The sequence below is a fragment of the Streptomyces arenae genome (assembly GCF_022343545.1).
GTDB classification, from domain to species: domain Bacteria; phylum Actinomycetota; class Actinomycetes; order Streptomycetales; family Streptomycetaceae; genus Streptomyces; species Streptomyces humi.
On record NZ_JAKQYH010000025.1, the window covers coordinates 46,878 to 67,874 of the forward strand.

Sequence of the window (20,997 nt, forward strand, 5' to 3'; positions counted from 1 at the left end):
CCACCTCCTGAAGAAATCGTCACTTCCGAGAGTGATGTCAGTCAATAGAACTGACGAAACATTCAGAAAATGAGATGGACATGTCCGCAGGGGTCGGGTCCAAAAGAGTTGATGATATCTTCAACTCTGAATCGGGGTGTGACGCGATGGAGGATGCGATGGCCGAGAGGACCACGTCCCGGCGAGTCGACCAGCGGCGGGCGCGGACGCGGCACGCGCTGGTGTGCGCGGCACAGCGCCTGCTGGCCGACGGGCGCACTGACGTCGCGGTCCTGGAGATAACGGAACTGGCCGACGTCGGGGTCGGCTCGTTCTACAACCACTTCAACACCAAGGAAGATCTCTTCCGCACCGCGGTGGAGGAGGCGATGGAGTGGTTCGGCGGTCTGATGGACCAGCTGACCTCGGAAATCGACGACCCGGCGGTCGCGTACGCCCAGAGCTTCCGCATGACAGGCCGCCTGCATCGCCGCTACCCGCAGCTCAGCAGGATCCTGCTGAAGCACGGAATGGACGTGGTCCATTCCGACCGTGGCCTGGGACCCCGGGCACGCCGGGACATCCAGAACGCGATCGAAGCCGGCCGGTTCGACGTGGAGGACCTGGACCTCGCCCTGGCGATGACGGTCAGCGCCCAACTCGCCCTGGGTACGCTCCTGCACGCCCAGCCCGACCGCGACGACGCACGGTCCTCGGACGTGATTGTGCGCGGGCTGCTGCGACACTTCGGCATGACCGCAGACGAGGCCGCGCGGATCTGTTCGCTCGAACTGCCCGACCTCGACCTGGTCGACGCCCTCGGCGTCACGTGAGCGTCCTCGGCCGGTCCGCGAGTCCCACGGCTCTTGTGAAGCCCTCGTCCCGCCCGAGCACCCAATCGGACAGCGGGCCCCATAGTCCGCGAAGGAGCAGCAGCGTCTTCCAACGCCCCGGTACGACCAGGGTCTTGCGTGGTACGGCGATCACATCCGCCAGGCCTCGGCCTGCCATGGCGGGACTCAACGGGGTCTTCAGGAAGCCGGGAACCGACGCGCCGTAGCTCTGGCCGGCCTCGTCGGCCCAGACGGACGCGTTCATGGCGGTGTCGATGTAGGCGAAGTAGGCGATGGTCACGTTGACTCGCTGAGGGGCCAGTTCGCTTCTCAGTGAACGTCCGAGGGACTCGACGGATGCCTTCGAGGTGGCGTAAGGAGACTGCAGGGCACCGTTGTTGAAGGCGAGGACCGACGAGACGATGACGTACTGGCCGCGTGCGGCGATGACTTGGTCGAGGGATGCCCTGACCGTGTTGGCGGAGCCGTGCAGATTGACGTCGACGATCCGCTGGAAGTCGGCCGGTGCGGTGGCCCGGAAGGTCCTCATGCCGGTCCCGATGCCCGCGTTGACGACCACCGTGTCGTAGCCGCCGAACGCCTCGGCCACCTGGGCGAACGCCCGCTCCAGGGAGGCGGCGTCGCACACGTCCGCGGTCAAACCGAGCGCGGTCGTCGTGTCGCCCAGCTCGGCCGCGGCCCGGATCACCGCCTCGGCGTGGATGTCGAGCAGGGCCACGCGCGCACCGCGGCGGACCGCCTCACGCGCCGTTTCGAGCCCGATGCCCTGGGCGCCGCCGGTGATGACGACCGTGCGGCCGACCAGGTCGGCGGTCTCCTTTCGGCTGGTGCGCATGCTCACTCTCCGGTCCTGGTGCGGTACTTTTCGATCATGACGTCGCGGTCACGGCGGATCTCGTCGCTGTAGCAGTCCACGGGCAGGCCGCTGAAGCGGGCGATACAGCCGTTGCAGTAGCCGCAGACAGGCCGCTCGGCGACATCGCCCAGGACGTTTCGGTACAGGTGTGGGTCGGCGATCATCGCGCGGGCCGCCGAGACGGCGTCGGTCCGCCCGCCCCCGATGGCTGCTTCCATGCCCGTCCTGGTGTGGAATCCGCCGACGCAGATGACGGGGACGTCGAGGGCGCGGGTGAAGTGTTCGGCCTGAGGCAGGTTGAAGCCCTCCAGTGGCGGGCGCAATCGCTCGGCGACGCGTTCGACGACCGGCGCGACGGCGAGGGTGGCCGCCCGGCGCCGCCCCGAGAGGTGCTGCCCCGCCCCCTGGGCGAGGCTGGTCCGGATGAATCCCCGGTATTTGCCCTGGATCATGCCGGGCCAGGACTCGTAATGCCCCCGGGAGATCTCGACGGCGTCGACGCCCTCGTCCTGCAGTCGTACGGCGACCCGGACCAGCTCTTCCGTCGTCGCTCCTCGACGGAAGGGAAGGTCGTCGGTGCCGTTGATCTTGACGAGGACCGGATAGTCGTCGCCGAGTCGTGCGCGCAGCCCTTTGAGTACCTCGACGAGCAGCCGGGCGCGGTTGTCGAGACTGCCGCCGTAGGCGTCGGTGCGGTGGTTGGTGTGCGGGGTGAGGAACTGGCTGAGCAGGTAGCCGTGGGCGGCGTGGATCTGCACCCCGTCGAATCCCGCTTCCCGGGCCCGCTCGCCGGCTGCCACGAAGGACTCCACCACCCCGGGCATCTCGTCCGACCGTAGCGGGGACGGCTTCGTCCCGTACAGCGGCTCCCGCACGTCGGAAGCGGAGACGATCCGGTCGGCGCCCGGCGCCGCCTCGGCGATCTGCCGGCCGCCATGGTTGAGCTGGGCAACGATCCGGACTTCGTGCCGACGCGCCAGGCCGGTCCACTCTCGAAGGCCGGGGAGCTTGTCGTCGGCGTCGATGCCCGCCTGGCGCCCTGCCGACTTGCCCTGCGGGGAGACGTACAGATTGCCCGTGACGATCAATGGCGTACCGGCCTCAGCCATCGGTTCGTAGAAGGCGAGCAGCTCGTCGGTGACGAACCCGTCGGCGCTGGCGCGGGTCTCGCTGGTAGCGGACTTGAACAGCCGTCCGGCGACCGTCATCGAGCCGATGTTCAGGGGTGTCGCAAGTCGTTTTCGGTGGGGCGATTGGGTCATGTCCGCAGCTCCCTGAGTCGTCGACGTTGACGTACGGCGTGATCCGCCGGCCCGGAAGGGGGCAGCGGCGGGGCCGGGACACAGCATTCGACACAGTGTCGATTAAGTCAACGCTCTGTCGATAACGCGATTGGTAGGCTCCCGCCATGGACTCCGCACTCGAGCCGCCACCCGCCCCGTCGACGAGGGGACGCAGGGCACGCGGCTTCAGCGGAGACGACCGGGAGCGGGCGATCCTCGCCACCGCGGAACGGCTCCTGGGTGAGCGGCCACTGTCCGAGATCTCCGTGGACCAGCTGGCCAAGGGCGCCGGTATCTCCCGGCCGACCTTCTACTTCTATTTCACGTCCAAGGAGCAGGTGCTCCTGGCGTTGTTCGACCGGGTCGTCGAAGAGGCCCGGTCGAACCGCGGTGACGCACTCCAGCGGCTCGCCGAGGACGAGGAACAGGGCTGGCGCGACGCCATCGGCCCGTTCTGCGCGACCTTCTCCGACCACCGTGCGATCACCGCCGCCGCGGCGGCGGCGCAGTACACCAGCCCCGCCGTCAGGGAACTGTGGTCGCAGGTGATGGAGCGGTTCGTGGTGGAAGTGACGGAGGCGATCGAGTCCGAGCGCCGGCGTCGGGCGGCTCCCGACGGCATCCCGGCCCGCGACCTGGCCGCTGTGCTGAACTCCATGGTCGAGCGGTCCTTGTTCAGCACGTTCAGCGGCCAGACGCCAGCTGTGGCTGAGGAGCGCCTGTTGGACACGCTCGTTTCGGTCTTCATGGGCGCGATCTACGGGCGTGCCCAGGGATAAAGGGGCTTCCTGCGGGGGCTTCCTGCGACCAACGGTAAGCGGTGCCGTTCCGTCAGCTCTGTCGCTCTGGCTCTGTTCACGACTACAGCTGGTCATTCCGGTGAGCGGCGACGCGGGCCATACGCTCCATGCGCCAATGGGGGACGCCGCGCAGCAGGCGGGCCAGAAGCAGAAGCAGGGGCCACGGCGGAGACGGAGCCAGGTGGCCTCGGTCAGGCCGTCGGCGCGGTCGCCGGCGAAGCTGACCCAGGTACGCCGGACTGGCTGATCGCGACAGCACACCGCGCCTTCAGCCAACCAGACGGACAACGGCGCGCATCCTTCGAGCCCGGCTTCCTGAGCGCGGTCCGCTTGTCGCGGGCCGTCGCCGCACAGCTCAGCGAGGGCGGGGTCATCGTATTCGTCCTGTCCACCTTGGTATGCGAACCGATCCCCGGCCTCGCCGACCGTATGCGCGAGTGGGTGGACTTCAAGGGTGCGGGTCCCGCAGGTCCCTATGACCTCCGCCTGGGGTCGAAGAAGTTCGAGCTGGCCACGCGTCGGCCGACCGATCTCCACGAGACCGTCATGAAGCAGACCCCCTTCGAGAAGAACCTGGTCAATGCCGAGACGTACACGGCAGACAAACCGCGGGGCGGCAAGAACGACCGTGGTGCTGACGTCATCGCCGAGACTCCGGACGGACGAAGAGTGGTCGCTCAGTGCACATGTACGCGGCCACCGACAACCCCTGCTCCGTCAACGGATACCGGTCCAACCTGACCAGCATCGAAGCAGGAGCGGCACCATCAGTTCCTCTGCACAAGATCCGAGACCTCGAGTATCAACGGTCCGCCACCGGTAACCGGCTGCTGTGACAACTGATCAGCCCTCTTGAGTCTGCACGGGCGGGGCAAGGTCAGGCGGGTAACCCTTCGCGCGCAAGAAGGAATCCAGCGCGACCGCGACGATGTCACCGTGCTGCAACAGCTGGTGTCCCGGTTCATGTTGACGAAGGGCTCAAGCACCAGGTCCGGGAGGGGCCGGCCTGCTTCACGCGTGGCCATACGCGGCCGGGTGACGGCGGCCCGCGGGAGGGCCCGATGCCCATGGCGCTGACCGCGGCGATTGCGGTTACGGTCGATGACGCGACGGTCACACGCATGCCGCCCGAGCACTCTCGTGCCGGATGTCGTGCGCTCAGAGGCAAGACGCCGCGAGATGACTGCGTATTTTCGAACAGACGAAAGGGGCTCACCGCCCGCAGCTCGGTCGTTCCCGGGGTCGTGGCCGCCGACGTGGACCCGGATCTCACCTCCGTCCTGCCGTCGTCCCAGCGCCCGCCGGCGGGTCGACGCACATCCGAACATCCGAACAAGCAGAGGAACCAGCAATGAGCACAGTCACCACGCCGGACGGCACCGTCATCTTCTACAAGGACTGGGGTCCGCGGGACGCCCAGCCGATCGTCTTCCACCACGGCTGGCCGCTCAGCTCGGACGACTGGGACGCCCAGTTGCTGTTCTTCCTCGCCAAGGGCTACCGCGTCATCGCCCACGACCGCCGCGGGCACGGGCGCTCCAGCCAGCCCGCGACCGGCCACGAGATGGACACCTACGTCGCCGACGTCAACGTGCTGACCGACGCGCTGGACCTCCAGGGCGCGGTGCACGTCGGGCACTCCACCGGCGGTGGCGAGGTCGCGCGCTACGTGGCGCAGGCCAAGCCCGGCCGGGTCGCCAAGGCGGTACTCGTCGCGGCCGTCCCCCCGGTCATGGTGAAGAAGGACAGCAACCCCGAAGGCACCCCGATCGAGGTCTTCGACGGCTTCCGTGCCGCGGTCGCCGCCAACCGGGCCCAGTTCTTCATCGACGTCCCGGCCGGACCTTTCTACGGCTTCAACCGGCCCGGCGCCGAGGTGTCCCAGGGTCTCATCGACCGGTGGTGGTGGCAGGGCATGATGGGCGCGACGAACGCCCACTACGAATGCATCAAGGCCTTCTCGGAGACCGACTTCACCGAGGACCTGCAGAAGATCGACGTCCCCGTCCTCGTGATGCACGGGACCGACGACCAGGTCGTGCCGTACGCCGACTCGGCCCCGAAGTCCGTCGAGCTGCTCAAGAACGGCACGCTCAAGAGCTACGAGGGCTACCCCCACGGCATGCTGTCGACGCACCCCGAGGTCCTGAACGCGGATATCCTCGCCTTCATCGAGGGTTAAGGCGGCCGCCCGGCTCTGCCGGGCGCCAGCGACAACCTGATCAGCGACACACCGTCCCCCGGTGACGCCCACGCGGGCCGTTGCCGGGGGACAGCGCCGTTCGCGGTGGCGGCCGCTCACGAGGTCAGGGTCCGCGCCGGGGCTCCCGAACCCGGCTCCTGGACGACTCGACCACCAGGTCGAGATCCTTGAGGTGCTGGTCACCGGCGCGTCCGGCGCGGTCGGAGCCGTGGCCGTGCAGCTCGCGGCGCGCGCCGGCGCGGAGGTCGTCGGCGCGGTCGGCCGCCCGGCGAAGCTGCCGCACGTACCCGGCGTCGCGAAGGCGCTGCTCGCCTCCGACCTCTCCGAGGAGGCGATCGGCGGCAAGGCCGACGTCCTGATCGACACGGTCGGCGGCCAGATCCTGCGCAACGCCCTCACGCTGGTCCGCCCCCGTGGCCGGGCCGCGCTCCTCGGCTACACGGCCGGCCGCGAACTCACGCTGGACCTCGCGGACTTCTCCCTCCTCCCCGTGAACATGATCAACCGCAGCGCGGAGGTCGCCCCGAGGTGCTGCGCCTGCTGCCGGAACTGTCCTCGGGCGCGCTGACACTGCCGTACGAGAGCTACGGGATGGACGCGCTCGGGGAGGCCGTGGAGCGGCTGCGCACGGGCACCGTGGTGGGCAAGATCGTGCTCGACATGGAGCACACCGGGAACTGACCCGAGGCGCTGTCCCGCGAGACCCGAAGGGCCCCCTCCCGCCGGAGGGGGCCCTTCGCGCCTGCCGCGTCAGGACGTCGAGCAGGGCCGGGAGCCACCGCTCTTACGGCCCTGCGTCGTGCGGGACGTCAGCTCGCCTGCGCGAGCCCCAGCGCCACGTCGACGATCATGTCCTCCTGGCCGCCGACGAGTCCGCGCCTGCCGACCTCGACGAGGATCGTGCGGACGTCGACGCCGTAGCGCTCGGCCGCCGTCTCCGCGTGCCGCAGGAAGGAGCCGTAGACCCCGGCGTAGCCGAGCGTGAGGGTCTCGCGGTCGACACGGACGGGCCGGTCCTGAAGCGGGCGTACGAGATCCTCGGCCGCGTCCTGAAGCGCGAAGAGATCGCAGCCGTGGTTCCAGCCGTTGAGGTCGGCGACCGCGATGAACGGCTCGATGGGGCAGTTGCCCGCCCCCGCGCCCTGGCCGGCGAGGGAGGCGTCCACGCGGGTCACGCCCTCCTCGACCGCGACCATGGAGTTGGCCACCGAGAGGGAGAGGTTCTCGTGGGCGTGGATGCCGATCTCGGTGGCGGGGTCCAGCACGTCGCGGTAGGCGCGCATCCGCTCGCGCACGCCGTCCATCATCAGCCGGCCGCCGGAGTCGGTGACGTACACGCAGTGGGCGCCGTACGACTCCATGAGCTTGGCCTGCCGGGCCAGCGTCCTGGCGTCGGCCATGTGGCTCATCATCAGGAAGCCGGACACGTCCATGCCCAGCTCGCGGGCGGTGGCGATGTGCTGGGCCGAGACGTCGGCCTCGGTGCAGTGCGTGGCGACCCGCACCGAGCGCACCCCGAGCGCGTACGCCTGCTTGAGCTCTTCGATGGTGCCGATGCCGGGCAGCAGGAGAGTGGTGAGGCGGGCGTTCTCGATGTGAGCGGCCGCCGCCTCGATCCACTCCCAGTCGGTGTGACTGCCGGGGCCGTAGTTGAGCGAGCCGCCGGCGAGGCCGTCGCCGTGGGACACCTCGATGCCGTCGACGCCGGCCGCGTCGAGCGCGGCCACGATCCGGCCCACCCGCCCGGGCTCGATGCGGTGCCGGATGGCGTGCATGCCGTCCCGCAGGGTGACGTCCTGGATGAACAGCTTGTCGGTGGTCATGCGCCGGCTCCCTGGAGTTCGGTGGCGCGGGCGGCCATGGCCTCGGCCATCCGCAGGGCCGCGCTGGTCATGATGTCGAGGTTCCCGGCGTAGGCGGGGAGGTAGTGGGCGGCGCCCTCGACCTCCAGGAACACGGACACCTGGTGGGTGGCCGCGGCCCGGGTGAGGGTGTGCACCGGCTGGTCCGCGGGGACGGGGGTGATCTGTACCCGCTGCTTGAGGCGGTAGCCCGGCACGTACGCCGACACCTCGTCGACCCGCTGCGTGACGGCCGTGCGGATCGCGTCGTGGGTCGCCTCGTCGGGCGCGTCGACGAGCGCGAGCACGGTGTCGCGCATGATCAGCGGCGGCTCGGCCGGGTTGAGGATGATGACGGCCTTGCCGCGCTCGGCGCCGCCGACCGTCTCGATGGCGTGGCTGGTCGTCTCGGTGAACTCGTCGATGTTGGCGCGGGTGCCGGGACCGGCGCTCTTCGAGGCGATCGAGGCGACGATCTCCGCGTAGGGGACCGGCGCCACCGCGGAGATCGCGGCGACGATCGGAATGGTGGCCTGGCCGCCGCACGTCACCATGTTCACGTTGTCCGCGGCGACGTGGTCGTCGAGGTTCACCGGGGGGATCACCATCGGGCCGATGGCGGCGGGCGTGAGGTCGATGAGCTGCTTGCCGTACGGGGCGAGCGCGTGGGCGTTGGCCATGTGCGCCTTCGCGGACGTGGCATCGAAGACGATCTCGATGTCCGCGAAGCCGTCCATGGCGATCAGGCCCTGGACGCCCTCAGCCGTCACGGGGACCCCGAGCCGCGCGGCGCGGGCGAGCCCGTCGGAGGCGGGGTCGATGCCGACCATCGCGCCCATCTCCAGGGTGTCCGACAGGCGGAGCACCTTGATCATCAGGTCGGTGCCGATGTTGCCCGAGCCGATGACGGCAACCTTGGTCTTCATGCGGAGGCTCCTTCGTCGTCGCCGGAAGCGTGGAAGCGGACGGAGACGGAGCCCAGTCCGGTGATCTCGGCGCTGAACACGTCCCCGGCCGTGGCGGGCACCATCGGGCCGAGCGCGCCGGACAGCACCACCTGGCCCGCGCGCAGCGGATCGCCGACGTCGCGCGCGGTGCGGGCGAGCCAGGCCAGGGCGGCCAGCGGATCGCCCAGACAGGCCGCCCCGTCACCCGTGGAGACGGTTTCCCCGCCCCGGTCGAGGGTCATGGCGGCTTCCACCGGCTCGAACCCGGTGAGCGGCCTGGCCGGGGTGCCGAGGACGTAGAGCGCGGAGGAGCCGTTGTCCGCGACGGTGTCGCCGAAGGTGATGTCCCAGCCGGCGATCCGGCTGTCCACGATCTCCAGGGCGGGGACGGCGTGCGCCACGGCGGCCCGGATCTGCGCGGCGTCCAGTGGTCCCTCGGAGAGGTCGGCGCCCAGGACGAACGCGATCTCCGCCTCGACCTTCGGCTGGAGCAGCTCGCCGACCGGTACGGACGCCCCGTCCGCGACGCTCATGTCCGCGAACAGCACCCCGAAGTCCGGCTGGTCCACGCCCAGTTGCTGCTGCACGGCCGGGGAGGTGAGGCCGATCTTGCGGCCGGTGACGCGGCCGCCCGCTGCGAGGCGGCGCGCGGTCAGCAGCTCCTGGACGGCGTAGGCCGCCGTCACGTCGTCGCTGCCGATCAGATCGCGCACCGGGGGACAGGGAACACGGTCGGCGGCGGCCCGCAGCAGGCGATCGGCCGCCTGTGCCACGGCGCCGTCGCCGGGAGAGAACTCGTTCATGCCCACAGCTTGAACACGGGGGCCGCCGCACGCCCAGCGATGAGTTCCGCCTCGTGGAACCCGTCCGCCGGCCGGTGGCCGCGCGGCAGCCGATCAGTGGTTGCGCAGCTCCGCGCGGCGGCCGAGCGTCGCGGAGATCCCCGCCGCGGCGGCTCGCACGCTGGTGGCGTGCCGGGCGGGCTGGAAACGGTGCACCGGACCCGTCACACTGACCGCCGCCACGATCTCGTCCGACGGCCCGAAGATCCCGGCGGCCACGCAGACGATGCCGACCGCCGACTCCTCGTACTCGAAGGCCACACCCTTGGTGACCACGTCGGACAGCTGGCGCGTCAGCACGTCGACGTTGGTGATCGTCCGGGGCGCCTTGCGCTCCAGTGGGCCGCGCAGCACGGCCTCCCGCTCTTCGGCCGGGGCGTGGCTCAGCAGCACCTTCCCGAGGGCGGTCGCGTGCAGCGGCATGCGGCCGCCGAGCCGTGACGGGGAGTGGGCCTGTTGGTGCCCGCCCATCTTGGCGACGTACACGACCTCCGTTCCCTCGCGGGTGCCCAGGTGGACGAGTTCGTGCGTGCGCTCGTACAGGTCCTCGAGAAAGGGCGTGGCCACTTCGAGCAGCCCGCGCTCGACCGACGCGCGCATCCCCAGCTCGAAGACGAGCCCCGACAGGCGGTAACGCTCCTGGACACGGTCCAGGAGCCGTGCCGCCACGAGGTCGCCGAGCACCCGGTGCAGGGTGCTCTTCGCGAACCCCGTACGTCGCCGCAGTTCGGTGAAGCCCAGGGTGTTGTCCTCGACGGTGAACGCCTGCAGCACGGCGAGGGCTTTGCTCAGGACGCCGCTCGGCGCGTCGTTGCTCAAAGGGTCTTCTTTCGGGGAACCGCGACGCTTCGACTGTACGGGACCACGACGAGGTACTCGCGGACGGCGGCCGGTCGGCGAGTGTGGTGATCCCGATCTCGCGCGGCACGGTGTCCAGCGCCAGGGGCAGCATGTCGAGCAGCGGGTCCCGTGCGCCGATCAGCATGGGCAGGGGAGCGACGGCGTCGGTCTCCAGCAGAACCGTCCTCAGGGTGAGGATCGTCGAGCACTCGATGATGTTCGCGGGCAGAGGCAGGCCTCGGCGGTCGAAGAGTTCGTCGATCTCACGGCGCAGCTGGGTGTTCCGGCCCGGCAGGATCCACGGCAGGTCCATGAGGTCCTCGACGCCGTCGGCGCGGGTCCCGAGACAGGGATGTCCACGCCGGGCGAGTTGCAGGGTGAGCTCCTCGGGCATCGCCTCGACGACCGAGACGGTGAGGTGGGGGTGGGCCTTCTTCAGCCGGATCAGGGTCTGCGGCAGCAGGGAGTAGGCGCCGGCCAGGTTGGTTCCCACCCGTACGGGCTCCATGCCGAGACGCTGGAGCTCATGGATACGTCCGGCCGCGGCGCGCACGTTGCCGACGACCGCGCGGGCGTGCTCGATGAGGATGTCGCCGTACTGGGTCGGGCGGACGCCGCGCGGTCCCCTGACGAAGAGTTCGACCCCGATGATCGTCTCGATCTCCTGGAGGCTCCGGGTCACGACCGGTTGAGTGACGTGCATCGCCTTGGCGGCTCCGACCAGGGTGCCCTCATCGGCCACGACGGTGACGAGAACGAGGTGGCGCAGTTTCAGCCGGCCGTCCAGAAAGTGATCCACGTTCATGCCCCGTCGCGGCTGATCCCCTTCTGCCAGGTGCCGTTGCAGGACACCGACGCCGCGTGCGCCGAACTCGAGCGCTGCATGGCCGCCGGCCACCGGGGAGTCGAGATCGGCAACCACGTCGGCGACCGCGATCTCGACGACGCCGGGATCGTGACGTTCCTCCAGCACTGCGCGGACCTCGGTGCGCCGGTCTTCGTCCACCCCTGGGACATGGCCTCCTCGGCCCGCTCGGAACGGTGGATGGCGCAGTGGCTCGCCGGGATGCCCGCCGAGACCCACCTGTCGATCCTCGCGATGATCCTCGGCGGCACGTTCGACCGCGTCTCGGACGAACTGAAGATCTGCTTCGCGCACGGCGGCGGATCGTTCGCGTTCTGGCTGGGACGCGTGGAGAACGCCTGGCACCAGCGGCACGACGTGATCGGCACCTCCGCCGCACCTCCCTCGCACTACCTGGACCGCTTCTCGGTGGACTCGGTCGTCTTCGACGAGCGGGCCCTGCGCCTCCTGGTCCACGATGGGCGCGGAACGGGTCATGGTGGGGAGCGACTACCCCTACCCGCTCGGCGAGCGTCCGGTGGGCAACGTCGTCCGCACGGCCGGCTTCCTCGACGACCGCCGGCGCGAGCTGGTGCTGTCCGGAAACGCGCGACGCTTCCTCGGCACCGCCGCCGTCGCGGCCGGCACCCCGGTATGACAGGGGGGCGCCTGTGACGCCGCGCCTCCGGCCCGGGGGACGAGCCCGCACGGCGCCGACGTCAGCCTGATCAGTCCAGGCCCCACCTCGGCGAACTCCGCCACCCTGCCCGAGACGGCGACCACCCCCATCGCCTGGGCCACCCCCCCCGGACGACAGTTGAGCTTCGCCGCCGACACCGCGGCCACCGTCGTCTCACCCGCCCCCGGAACGGCACCGGCCGTCTCCGGACAGCTCCTGGCCGTCGACGGCGTTCTCCGAACCCCCCCGTGGGCGGCCCCCGCCCTGGCACACACCCATCCGCGACCACCGTGACGTCATCAAGCGTTCCCCGGCGTCCCGGTGGCCGCCGTCCTCACCCAGAGGTGACGAGATGAGCTCCATCACCCGGCACACACTCGCAGCCCCACCTCAGTCGATCCGCAAGGTCGCCATCGCCAGCCTGGCCGGCACCGCACTCGAGTGGTACGACTTCTTCCTCTACGGCACCGCCTCCGCCCTGGTGTTCGGCCCCCTCTTCTTCCCCGGGGCCAGCTCCCTCGCCGGCACCCTGGCCTCGTTCGGCACCTTCGCCGTCGGCTTCGCCGCCCGCCCCCTCGGCGGAATCGTCTTCGGTCACTTCGGGGACCGGCTCGGCCGCAAACCGATGCTGGTGATCACCCTGCTGGTCATGGGCGTCGCCACCTTCCTCATCGGAGCCCTGCCCACCTATGCGGCGATCGGGGTATGGGCGCCGGTCCTCCTCGTCCTGCTGCGCGTGCTTCAGGGCATCGCGGTCGGCGTCGAGTGGGGCGGAGGCGTCCTCATGATCACCGAGCGCGCCCCCGAGGGACGGCGCGGCTTCTACTCGGCGTGGAGCCAGGTCGGCATCAACCTCGGCTTCATCACGTCCGCCGGAGTCTTCGCTGCGGTCCAGACGATGTCCGACGAGGCGTTCCTGGCCTGGGGCTGGCGCATTCCCTTCCTCCTGGGAGCCATCCCCGCACTCGTCGGGCTCGTCATCCGCCTCAAGGTCGAGGAGACACCGGAGTTCCAGGCTGTCCGGCACGACGGCGACAAACAGCGACTGCCCATCCTGCACGCCCTGCGCACCCACCCGCGCTCGATCCTGATCGCGGCGGGCGCCCGGATGGCGGAGAACGGCGGCTCCTACGTCTTCCTCGTCTTCAGTCTCGCCTACGGCAAGCACATCGGGGTCGACAGCGGCCTCCTGCTGACCGGGATCATCGTCGCGAACGTCGTGGAAGGCGCCTCCATGGTGGGGTTCGGCGCCCTCTCCGACCGCATCGGCCGCCGCCCCGTCTACATGGCGGGTGCCGCCACCCTCGTCGTCGTCGCGTTCCCCTTCTTCTGGCTCGTCGACACCGGCACCCCTGCCCTGGTCTGGCTCGCCTTCGTCATCGCCCTCGGCGTGGGCCACGGCGCCATGATCGGAACCCAGCCGAGCTTCTTCTCCGAACTGTTCGGCAAGTCCTCGCGCTACAGCGCGATCTCGCTGGGCCACGAGCTCGCCTCGGTGTTCGCCGGCGGTCTCTCACCGCTCATCGCGACCGCGCTGCTGGCCGCCACCCGACCATCCTGGCCCATCTCGCTGTACCTCGTCGTCCTCGGGTGTATCACGCTCGCCGCCGTCTACTGCTCCCGCGAGACGGTGCAGCGCGACGCCCCGTCCACGCCGGCCCCGCGGCTGCGGAACGCCGACACCCACGACTGACGCGCACCGGACGCCCCGGCGCTCGTCGGCCACCTCCCGGCCGGCCGACGAGCAGTCCGTCCCGCGCAAGGCCGGGGGCGGCCGGGCGGCTGAGTGAGCGGGAAGGCGGGATGCCGGGATGCCGGGAAGGCGGGATGCCGGGAAGGCGGGATGCCGGGAAGGCGACGCCCGGTGTGCGTCACTCCGTGGTGGCGGCCTCCTGGGTGATGCGTTCGAACTGGGCGCCCATCGCCTCAGCCAGCGCGTGGGCGGCCGAGAGCGGGCGGACCATCACCGTGAACTCGTCGATCCGGCCGTCCTCGTCGAAGTGCAGGAAGTCGCAGCCCTGGAGCTGCCTGCCGGCCACGGTCGCCGTGAACACGAAGGCGTGGTCGCGGCCGTCCGGGTTCGCGATCTCCCGGACGTACCTGAAGTCCTCGAAGACCCGCGACAACCGCGCGCAGGATGGCCGAGGTCATCGCCTTGCCCGGGTACGGCTTGAAGGCGACGGGGCTGGTGAAGACGACGTCGTCGGCCAGCAGCGCGGCCACCGCGTCCATGTCGCCGTCCTCGACGGCCTTGCGGAAGGGGTGCATGGGGTCCACCTCGCCTACTCAAAAAGTTGACTATCTGTGCATGCTAGCGTGTCCCCATGGCGCTACGGAACGCGGTGATGGCGGCCCTCCTGGAGGGCGAGGCCTCCGGATACGACCTCGCGAAGGGATTCGACGCGACGGTCGCCAACTTCTGGACGGCGACGCCCCAGCAGCTCTACCGCGAACTGGAGCGGATGGCGGAGGCGGGGCTGATCACCGCGCGCGTCGTCGAGCAGGAACGCCGGCCCAACAAGAGGCTGTTCGCGCTGACGGCGGCCGGCCGCGAGGCCGTCCGCGCCTACACGGCCGAGCCCCCGTCGCGGCCCTCCGTGGTCCGTGACGAACTGCTGGTCAAGGTGCAGTGCGCGGACGCAGGCGACCTCGAGGCGGTCCGTGCCGCCGTCGCCGAGCGCATGGAGTGGGCCACCGCCAAACTGGCCCGCTACGAACGGATCCGGCAGCGCCTGCTCGCCGGGCGCTCGGAGGAGGCCTACTTCGCCGAGGCGGAGCGCGTCGGCCCCTACCTCACCCTGCTGCGTGGGATGGCCTTCGAGCGGGAGAACCTCCAGTGGGGGGACCTGGTGCTGCGGCGGCTCGGGCAGCGGGCGGGCGTTGATGGACAACAAAGTGAGTAGTGCGGCGGACGGAGTGCTCCGTCCGCCGGACTCGGATCAGCAGGTGGCCACTCCCGGCAGCCACGCCGGGCCCTTGATGTAGATGTTGGTCAGCCACGCGCCGTTGGTCAGCTTCGACCAGGCGTCGTTGGTGTAGCCGTCGGCCGTGACCGTCTGGGCGTGCGTCTGGCAGACCACGTTCACCGTCGTCGGCTGCGGGAAGTAGTCGACGACACCGGCGTTCACGTTGGGCTCGCTGTGCGTGCGCACGCCGGTGCCCCAGGTCTGGAACGCGGTGCTTCCCCCGCTCGGCGGCGGCGGGGTGTCACCGCCGCAGTCCGGGATGCCGGGCAGTTCGGCCGGGCCCTTGATGTAGATGTTGGTCAGCCAGGAACCGTCGGCCAGCCTGGACCAGATGTCGTTGGTGTACCCCTCGGCGGTCACCGTCTCCGCGCGCTCCTGGCACTGCACGGAGACCTGGGTCGGCCCGGCGAAGGTGTCCACGACGGCGGACCGCACGCTCGGCGTCGTGTGCGTGCGCACCCCGGTGCCCCACGTCTCGAAGGTCGTACCGCCGTCGGCCGGCGGCGGCACCGGAGTACCGGACGGGTTGACACGGATCGCGCCGGCGTAGTCGCCGCCGGTGCGCACCGGGGCCACCCGGATGTGGGTGCCCGACTCGTACGCCTCAACCATCTGCCCCGCGCCCAGGTACATGGCGACATGGTGGACGTGTCCGCTGCCCCAGAACATCAGGTCGCCGGGGACCAGGGGAGCCGTGCCCTGGGCTGCCGAGAAACGCGCCACGGCCTGCGGGCTGTGGTACTGGTCGTCGGCCGTGCCGTTGAGCAGGTCCCTGCCGGTCGCCCGGTAGTACGCGTACCGCACCAGGCCCGAACAGTCGAAGCCCTTGCGCTCGTTGTCGTGCAGGCTGTCCGGGTCGGAGCCGTCGTAGTAGCCGTACGTGGCACCGGGCGTGGCGCCGTGGCCGCCGCCCCAGCTGTACCAGACGCCGATCTGGGAGCAGGCCGCCGCGACCGCGGCCTCGGCGGTGGCGGAGGCACCGGAGGCCAGCACACCGCAGGTGGCGTCCTGGGCGGCGCGCGGCGCGGTGGCGGTGGCGGCATGGAGGGTGGCGGCATGGGCGGTGGCGGACAGCAGCGGGACCGTGGCGAGAGCCGCCGCGACGACGATCGCCCTGCCGGGTGTGGTGAGCCTCAAGATGCACGTCCTTCGTCGACATGGAGTGGTGGCGGGGGTCGCGCGAACTGCCCGGGTGCCGCGTCCCACCCCCGTGGAGACGCGGCACCCGGAACTCAGCCGGCCAGCGCCGCGCGCATCTTGGCCAGCGCCCGCATGCGGTTGCGCTGGACGGTGCCGCGATGGGCGCCGAGCCGTTCCCCGGCCGTGTCGTGGGTGAGGCCCTCCAGGTCCACGAGGATCACCGCGGCGGCCTCCTTCGGCGACAGCACGCTCAGCAGCGCGAGGGCGGTCGCCGAGGCCTCGTACGTGCCGAGCCCGCCGTCCCAGCCCGCCTCCGGCAGCCGGTCGGTGGTCCGCTCACGGCGGGAGGGGTGCAGCCAGGAGTCGCGCAGCAGGTTCAGCGCGACCGTGCAGGTGTAGGCGTACGGGTACTGCTGCGCCGTCAGGCTCCGGTCCCGGGCTCGCCGGGAGAGCCGCAGATACGTCTCCTGCAGCAGGTCGTCGGCGTCGTGCGGATTCCCGGTCAGGGCGATCAAGCGCCTGCGCAGCCTGGGCATGTCGGCGGTGAAGGAGGCATCGAAGTCCCCCGGACTCATGTGCGCCTCGCCTGTGTGGCCCGCGCCCGTGTGCTTGGCGCCCGTGTGCCTGGCGTCCATGTGCTTGGCGTCCGTGTGCTCCTGTCTGTCGGCGCCTGGGTCCTGCGTACACGTGCCGCCGTGGTTTTCCATGGTCGTCCCCCGTTGGCCGGTCGTGCCGGTGTGGTCGTGTGGTGGTCGGGTGCGCGGGCCGCTGGTCAGGCGGACCGCGCGGGTGCGGCGGCGGGGCCGTACCGGGCGGCCGGCGCCCCGGTGAGCAGGGCCCAGTACCGGTCGCCGTAGGACCAGTGCCACCACTCGGTGGGGTAGTTGACGAAGCCGGCCGTGGTCAGCGCCCGGTCCATCAGCCCCCGGTTGGCGCGCGCCTCCGCGCCGATGTCCGCCGCCCCGGTGCGACAGGCACCCGCACTCTCCTCGGGCGTCGCGTTGACCTCCGTGCCCAGCGCCAGCTCGGTGCCGTCCGCGGTGCACAGGGTGAGGTCCACGGCGCCGCCGCTGACGTGCGGGGCCACCTCCGGAGGGGAGATGTAGGCGCTGGCCAGCTCGCGGATCCGGGCCGGCCCGGCGTCCGGATGGGCGGCCCGCAGGGTCGCCGCGTACTCCTCGAAGTAGCGGCGCTGCAGACCGGGCGGCCGGTAGCCCTCGACCACCAGGAACCGGATCCCGGCGGGCAGCAGCGACTGCGCCCGCAGCAGCCGCTGCGCCACCCCGAGCCGCAGATGGGCGTAACAGCCGTCGGCGTCGGCCTGGCGGCGGTCGATCCGCAGGCCGGGTGTCGTACGCAGGTCCACCAGCGGTTCACCGCACTCCTGCTCGGTGACCTCGGCGACCCGGGAGTCGGAGAGCGTGATGATGTCCGTCACGAGAAACAGCGTGCCGGGCACCCCTGCAATTGCTCTGCAGGTTCCCTGCAAGCGCGCCACCAGGACTTCTGCAGCCCCGGCCCGGCTACGACGGCTCGTCCTCCCGCCGTTCCCACGCCTCCCGTGCGCCCAGCGAACGGAACACCTCCAGCGCCTCCGCCCGGACTGCCCGCGCACCGCGCGTGTCACCTTCCGCGGACCGCACCCGGGCCAGGTCCCACACCGTGCGCGCCCGCCACAGCGGCAGCCCCAACTCCGCCCAGAGCGCGGCCGCGTGCTCCAGCGGCTCGCGGGCCCCGGCGGTGTCCCCGGCCGCCAGCGACCGCTCCCCGAGCGTGCGCAGCACCAGCGCCTCGCCGAATCGGTCCTGCCGTTCCCGGGCCACCGCCAGACAGCGCGCGAGCCGCCGCCCCGCCTCCTCGGTCCGGCCGGTCCGCAACTCCACCTTGGCCAGCGACTGTTCGGTGTACATCACGCCCAGGGTGTCGTGCAGACCGGTGAAGAGACGCAGCGCCTCGTGCAGCAGCCGTTCGGCCTCCGGGTACCGCCCCTCGGCCCGGTCGCAGAGGGCCAGCGAGCGCAGTGTGAGGCCCTCGCCGTGCCGATCGGCGGCGGCCCGGTACAGATCGAGCGCCCCGGACAGCGCCGCCCGCGCCGGCACGTCCCGCCCCTGCTCCCGGTGCACGTAGCCGATGCCGTACAGCATCCGGGCCCGGACCCCCGCGTCCGCCGCGCCGCCGTACCGCTCCAGCGCGGCCTCCAGCAGCTCCAGCGCCTCCGGGTAACGGGCCTGTTCGCGGCGGGCGGTGCCCATACCGGCCAGCGCCACCGCGGAGCCGTCCGGCGCCCGGTTCTCGAACAGCCGCAGCGCGTCGGCGAAGTAGGCGTACGAGTCCTCGAACCGGTCCTGCTCGTAACGGAGCTGGCCCAGGCCGGCGAGCAGCCAGGCCTCGCCCTCGACGTCCCCGCTGCGCCGTACCGCCGCCATGGCCGCCGTGTGCGCCCTGGACCAGGCGTCGAACTGGTTGTACAGCGCGGCCGAACTGGCGATCAGCGCCCCGGCGAGGTCCCGGGCGGTACGCGCCATCCCGTGGTCGGCGCAGTGCGTGAGCGCGGCCAGCAGCCCGGCCTGCTCGGCGGCGAACCAGGCCGCGGGCCGGGCGAGCAGCGCCGCCTCGGTCTCCGGGTCGAGCGGCCGGACCGCGGCCGGTTCGGGGAAGTGCCGGCTCGCGCCGCCCGGCCCGCGGGCGGCGGCCTTGCGGGCCAGGTCCAGCCAGCTGCCGGCCAGCCGCCGGACCGCCGCCGTGCGGTCGTCGGCGCTCTCCTCGGACAGGCAGCGCTCGCGGGCGTGTTCGCGGGCGAGATCGTGGATGCGGTAGCGGGGCAGGCCGGTGCCGTCCACGCCGATCACGTCGATGAAGTGACAGTCAACCAGCCGCTCGACGGCCTCCTCGGCGTCCTCGATCCCTATGCCGAGCAGCGGGGCGGCGATCCACGCCGCGAAGTCGGGCAGGTCCAGCAGCGCCAGCCGGCGCAGCGCCCGCCGCTCCTGCTGATCCAGGTCGGCGTAGCCGAGTTCCAGGCTGGTGCGCAACTCCAGATCGCCGGCGCTGAGTTCGTTGAGCCTGCGGCGTTCGTCACGCAGCCGTCCCGCGAGCCGTCCCGGCGCCCAGTGCGGGCGGGCGGCCAGCCGGGCGCCCGCGATGCGCACCGCGAGCGGCAGCCGCCCGCACAGGGTGACGATCTCGGCGGCCCGCTCCGGTTCGCTGCCCGTGCGCCGCTCGCCCGCCACCCGGCGCAGCAGGTCGAGGGCCTCGGCTTCGTCCGGCACCGTCAGGTCCAGATGGACGGCCCCCTCCAGGGCCACCAGCCTGCGGCGGCTGGTGACCAGCACCGCCGAGCCCGGACCGGGCGGCAGCAGCGGCCGGACATGGGCCTCACCCGCGGCGTTGTCCAGGACGATCAGTACCCGCCGGTGCCCGATGTGGGTGCGGTACACGCCGGTCAGTTCCTCGACGCCGGAGGGCAGCGTGTCCGGGTCGACGCCCATCGCGCGCAGCAGCCGGGCAAGTGCGTCGGCGGGCTCCAGTGGGGTGGCGTCGGCGGCCCTGAGGTCCACGAACAGCCGTCCGTCCGGGAAGAGTTCGGCGGTGCGGTGGCCGACGTGCACGGCGAGCGCCGTCTTTCCCATACCGGAACGCCCGGAGATCACCCCGATCGGCGGGGCGGTCCGGCCGGTGTCGCCGACCCCGCGCAGCAGCTCGGTCGCCCACCCGACCTGCTCCGCCCGGCCCACGAAGTCGGCGATGTCGGGCGGCAGATGGGACGGCGCGGGGTGGGACGGCGCGGGGTGGGGCGGCGTGGGGTGGGGCGGGCCGCTCCGGGGGGCCGGGACCGGCAGCGCTGCCGCACGGCCGGTCCCCAGCACACCGGTGTCGTGCCGGAGCACGGCCTGGTGCACCGCCCGCAGCTCCGGCCCCGGGTCGATGCCCAGCTCGTCGCGGAGCACCGCACGGCCCTCCTGGAAGACGCGCAGCGCGTCGGAGACCCGGCCGGTGCGGAACAGGGCGGTCATCAGCTGGCCGCGCGGCCGCTCCCGCAGCGGATGCGCGGCCACATGGGCGAGCAGCGGCGCGATCGCGGCGTCCGCGCGGTCCAGTTCCAGGGCCAGTCCGAAGGACTCCTCCTCCGCGACCAGCCGCAGCTCGGCGAGACGGGCCGCCTCGATCCGGGCGAAGGACTGGCCGAGCCCCTCCAGGGCCTCCCGGCCCCGCCACAGCCCGAGCGCCTCTGCCAGCAGCCCGGCCGCCTCCTCCGTACGCCCCGCGGCCCGCCCCGCCGCGAGCAGTTCCTCGAAACGGCGGGCGTCGACCTGGGCGGGGGCGAGGGCGGTGAGATACCCGGGGGGCCGGGTACGGATCACCTCGGCCGCGTCCACCCGGGCCAGGGCGCGGCGTACGGCGGAGACATGGGTGGCGACCAGGGCGCCCGCGGTGGCCGGGGCCTTCTCGTCCCACACGAGGTCCACCAGGCGCTCGGTGGAGACGACCTCGCCCAGGTGCACCACGAGCGAGGCGAGGACCGCGAGGGGTCGGGAGCCGCCGAGCGGGACCCGCCGGCCGCCCTCCCAGACCTCCACCGGCCCGAGCAGACGTACTTCGAACATCGAACCCCGATCGCCGCTGCCAGCGGATGCCGACAACGATATCGGCGGCCACCGTCAGGGCAGGCCGAGAACCGGGCCGTCGTGTCCGGAAGCCGTCCGTCCGACCGGACGGCCCGGACCGCCACGATGCCCGGTGTGCCGAGGGGCCCGGGGCCCGTCGGTGCCGTGGGAGCCGTTCTCCCTTCTGGCGCAGTTGGCCGGTTTCTGTGGGTGGTCACAGCGGCCCCTGTGCGGGAGACGGTCCGCCGCCCGCTCTCGTATGAGCGGGTACCCGGATCCGTCACGGCATGGGTCGCGCCGGAAACTCCTCGCGACCGGA

The 20,997-nt window shown here is 71.5% G+C and carries 18 protein-coding genes and 3 pseudogenes; 9 read left to right on the forward strand and 12 right to left on the reverse strand.

The features are described 5' to 3' along the window. Nucleotides 1-158: 158 nt before the first annotated feature. Nucleotides 159-812, forward strand: a complete 654-nt coding sequence (locus MB828_RS13190) for a TetR/AcrR family transcriptional regulator (RefSeq protein ID WP_301648304.1) — start codon at nt 159-161, stop codon at nt 810-812. On the opposite strand, the gene MB828_RS13195 is transcribed toward MB828_RS13190, so the two are convergent. Both MB828_RS13195 and MB828_RS13200 read right to left on the reverse strand, forming a co-directional pair. Further along, nucleotides 805-1,668 carry an SDR family NAD(P)-dependent oxidoreductase gene (locus MB828_RS13195; protein WP_301648305.1) on the reverse strand — a complete coding sequence of 288 codons (864 nt, stop codon included), beginning with the start codon at nt 1,666-1,668 and terminating at the stop codon, nt 805-807. The two genes, MB828_RS13190 and MB828_RS13195, sit on opposite strands and share 8 nt — an antisense overlap. Before the next feature lie 2 nt (nt 1,669-1,670). Then, the gene (locus MB828_RS13200) at nt 1,671-2,951 is read right to left on the reverse strand and encodes an NADH:flavin oxidoreductase (protein ID WP_301648306.1); all 1,281 of its coding nucleotides are present in this window, start codon (nt 2,949-2,951) and stop codon (nt 1,671-1,673) included. A 146-nt stretch (nt 2,952-3,097) separates the two neighbouring features. Here MB828_RS13200 and MB828_RS13205 point away from each other — a divergent pair, with 146 nt between their 5' ends. From MB828_RS13205 to MB828_RS13225, 5 genes are all read left to right on the forward strand, one after another. After that, nucleotides 3,098-3,751 carry a TetR/AcrR family transcriptional regulator gene (locus tag MB828_RS13205; protein WP_301648307.1) on the forward strand — a complete coding sequence of 218 codons (654 nt, stop codon included), beginning with the start codon at nt 3,098-3,100 and terminating at the stop codon, nt 3,749-3,751. A 351-nt stretch (nt 3,752-4,102) separates the two neighbouring features. Next, complete coding sequence (locus MB828_RS46860) at nt 4,103-4,513, forward strand: hypothetical protein (protein ID WP_430381371.1); 411 nt, start codon at nt 4,103-4,105, stop codon at nt 4,511-4,513. Nucleotides 4,514-5,123: 610 nt separating this feature from the next. Next, entirely contained in the window at nt 5,124-5,954 is an 831-nt protein-coding gene (locus MB828_RS13215; RefSeq protein ID WP_301648308.1) for an alpha/beta fold hydrolase, read from the forward strand. 61 nt (nt 5,955-6,015) lie between these two features. Beyond that, on the forward strand, nt 6,016-6,543 hold the full coding sequence (locus MB828_RS13220; RefSeq protein WP_301648309.1) for a zinc-binding dehydrogenase: 528 nt from the start codon (nt 6,016-6,018) through the stop codon (nt 6,541-6,543). Beyond that, nucleotides 6,504-6,656, forward strand: a complete 153-nt coding sequence (locus MB828_RS13225; RefSeq protein WP_301648310.1) for a hypothetical protein — start codon at nt 6,504-6,506, stop codon at nt 6,654-6,656. Before MB828_RS13220 ends, MB828_RS13225 begins: the two co-directional genes overlap by 40 nt. Nucleotides 6,657-6,784: 128 nt before the next feature. On the opposite strand, the gene dmpG is transcribed toward MB828_RS13225, so the two are convergent. From dmpG to MB828_RS46865, 5 genes and pseudogenes are all read right to left on the reverse strand, one after another. Continuing rightward, nucleotides 6,785-7,798 carry a 4-hydroxy-2-oxovalerate aldolase gene (gene dmpG, locus MB828_RS13230; protein ID WP_301648311.1) on the reverse strand — a complete coding sequence of 338 codons (1,014 nt, stop codon included), beginning with the start codon at nt 7,796-7,798 and terminating at the stop codon, nt 6,785-6,787. Further along, entirely contained in the window at nt 7,795-8,742 is a 948-nt protein-coding gene (locus tag MB828_RS13235; protein WP_301648312.1) for an acetaldehyde dehydrogenase (acetylating), read from the reverse strand. Before MB828_RS13235 ends, dmpG begins: the two co-directional genes overlap by 4 nt. Next, on the reverse strand, nt 8,739-9,566 hold the full coding sequence (locus MB828_RS13240) for a 2-keto-4-pentenoate hydratase (protein WP_301648313.1): 828 nt from the start codon (nt 9,564-9,566) through the stop codon (nt 8,739-8,741). Before MB828_RS13240 ends, MB828_RS13235 begins: the two co-directional genes overlap by 4 nt. Nucleotides 9,567-9,659: 93 nt before the next feature. Further along, nucleotides 9,660-10,424: an IclR family transcriptional regulator gene (locus tag MB828_RS13245; protein WP_301648314.1), complete on the reverse strand. Its 765-nt coding sequence runs from the start codon at nt 10,422-10,424 to the stop codon at nt 9,660-9,662. A 97-nt stretch (nt 10,425-10,521) separates the two neighbouring features. Then, nucleotides 10,522-11,250 (reverse strand): annotated as a pseudogene (locus MB828_RS46865) (LysR family transcriptional regulator); the annotation flags it as partial. On the opposite strand from MB828_RS46865, the pseudogene MB828_RS13250 reads away from it, so the two are divergent. After that, nucleotides 11,251-11,947 (forward strand): annotated as a pseudogene (locus tag MB828_RS13250) (amidohydrolase family protein); the annotation flags it as partial. A 373-nt stretch (nt 11,948-12,320) separates the two neighbouring features. Further along, entirely contained in the window at nt 12,321-13,661 is a 1,341-nt protein-coding gene (locus MB828_RS13255; RefSeq protein WP_301648315.1) for an MFS transporter, read from the forward strand. 178 nt (nt 13,662-13,839) lie between these two features. On the opposite strand, the pseudogene MB828_RS13260 reads toward MB828_RS13255, so the two are convergent. Further along, nucleotides 13,840-14,236: pseudogene (locus MB828_RS13260) on the reverse strand (nuclear transport factor 2 family protein). Nucleotides 14,237-14,292: 56 nt separating this feature from the next. Here MB828_RS13260 and MB828_RS13265 point away from each other — a divergent pair. Continuing rightward, on the forward strand, nt 14,293-14,871 hold the full coding sequence (locus tag MB828_RS13265; protein WP_133028524.1) for a PadR family transcriptional regulator: 579 nt from the start codon (nt 14,293-14,295) through the stop codon (nt 14,869-14,871). Nucleotides 14,872-14,907: 36 nt separating this feature from the next. Here the strand turns inward: MB828_RS13265 and MB828_RS13270 are convergent, their stop codons facing one another. The 4 genes from MB828_RS13270 to MB828_RS13285 all read right to left on the reverse strand — a co-directional run bounded on the left by MB828_RS13270 (nt 14,908) and on the right by MB828_RS13285 (nt 20,678). Next, entirely contained in the window at nt 14,908-16,071 is a 1,164-nt protein-coding gene (locus tag MB828_RS13270; RefSeq protein WP_430381372.1) for a C40 family peptidase, read from the reverse strand. A 95-nt stretch (nt 16,072-16,166) separates the two neighbouring features. Beyond that, nucleotides 16,167-16,709 (reverse strand): RNA polymerase sigma factor, encoded by a 543-nt coding sequence (locus tag MB828_RS13275; RefSeq protein WP_301648316.1) that lies wholly within the window; start codon nt 16,707-16,709, stop codon nt 16,167-16,169. A gap of 137 nt (nt 16,710-16,846) precedes the next feature. After that, nucleotides 16,847-17,512: a M15 family metallopeptidase gene (locus MB828_RS13280; RefSeq protein ID WP_301648317.1), complete on the reverse strand. Its 666-nt coding sequence runs from the start codon at nt 17,510-17,512 to the stop codon at nt 16,847-16,849. An 85-nt stretch (nt 17,513-17,597) separates the two neighbouring features. After that, complete coding sequence (locus MB828_RS13285) at nt 17,598-20,678, reverse strand: AfsR/SARP family transcriptional regulator (RefSeq protein ID WP_301648318.1); 3,081 nt, start codon at nt 20,676-20,678, stop codon at nt 17,598-17,600. Nucleotides 20,679-20,997 lie beyond the last annotated feature (319 nt).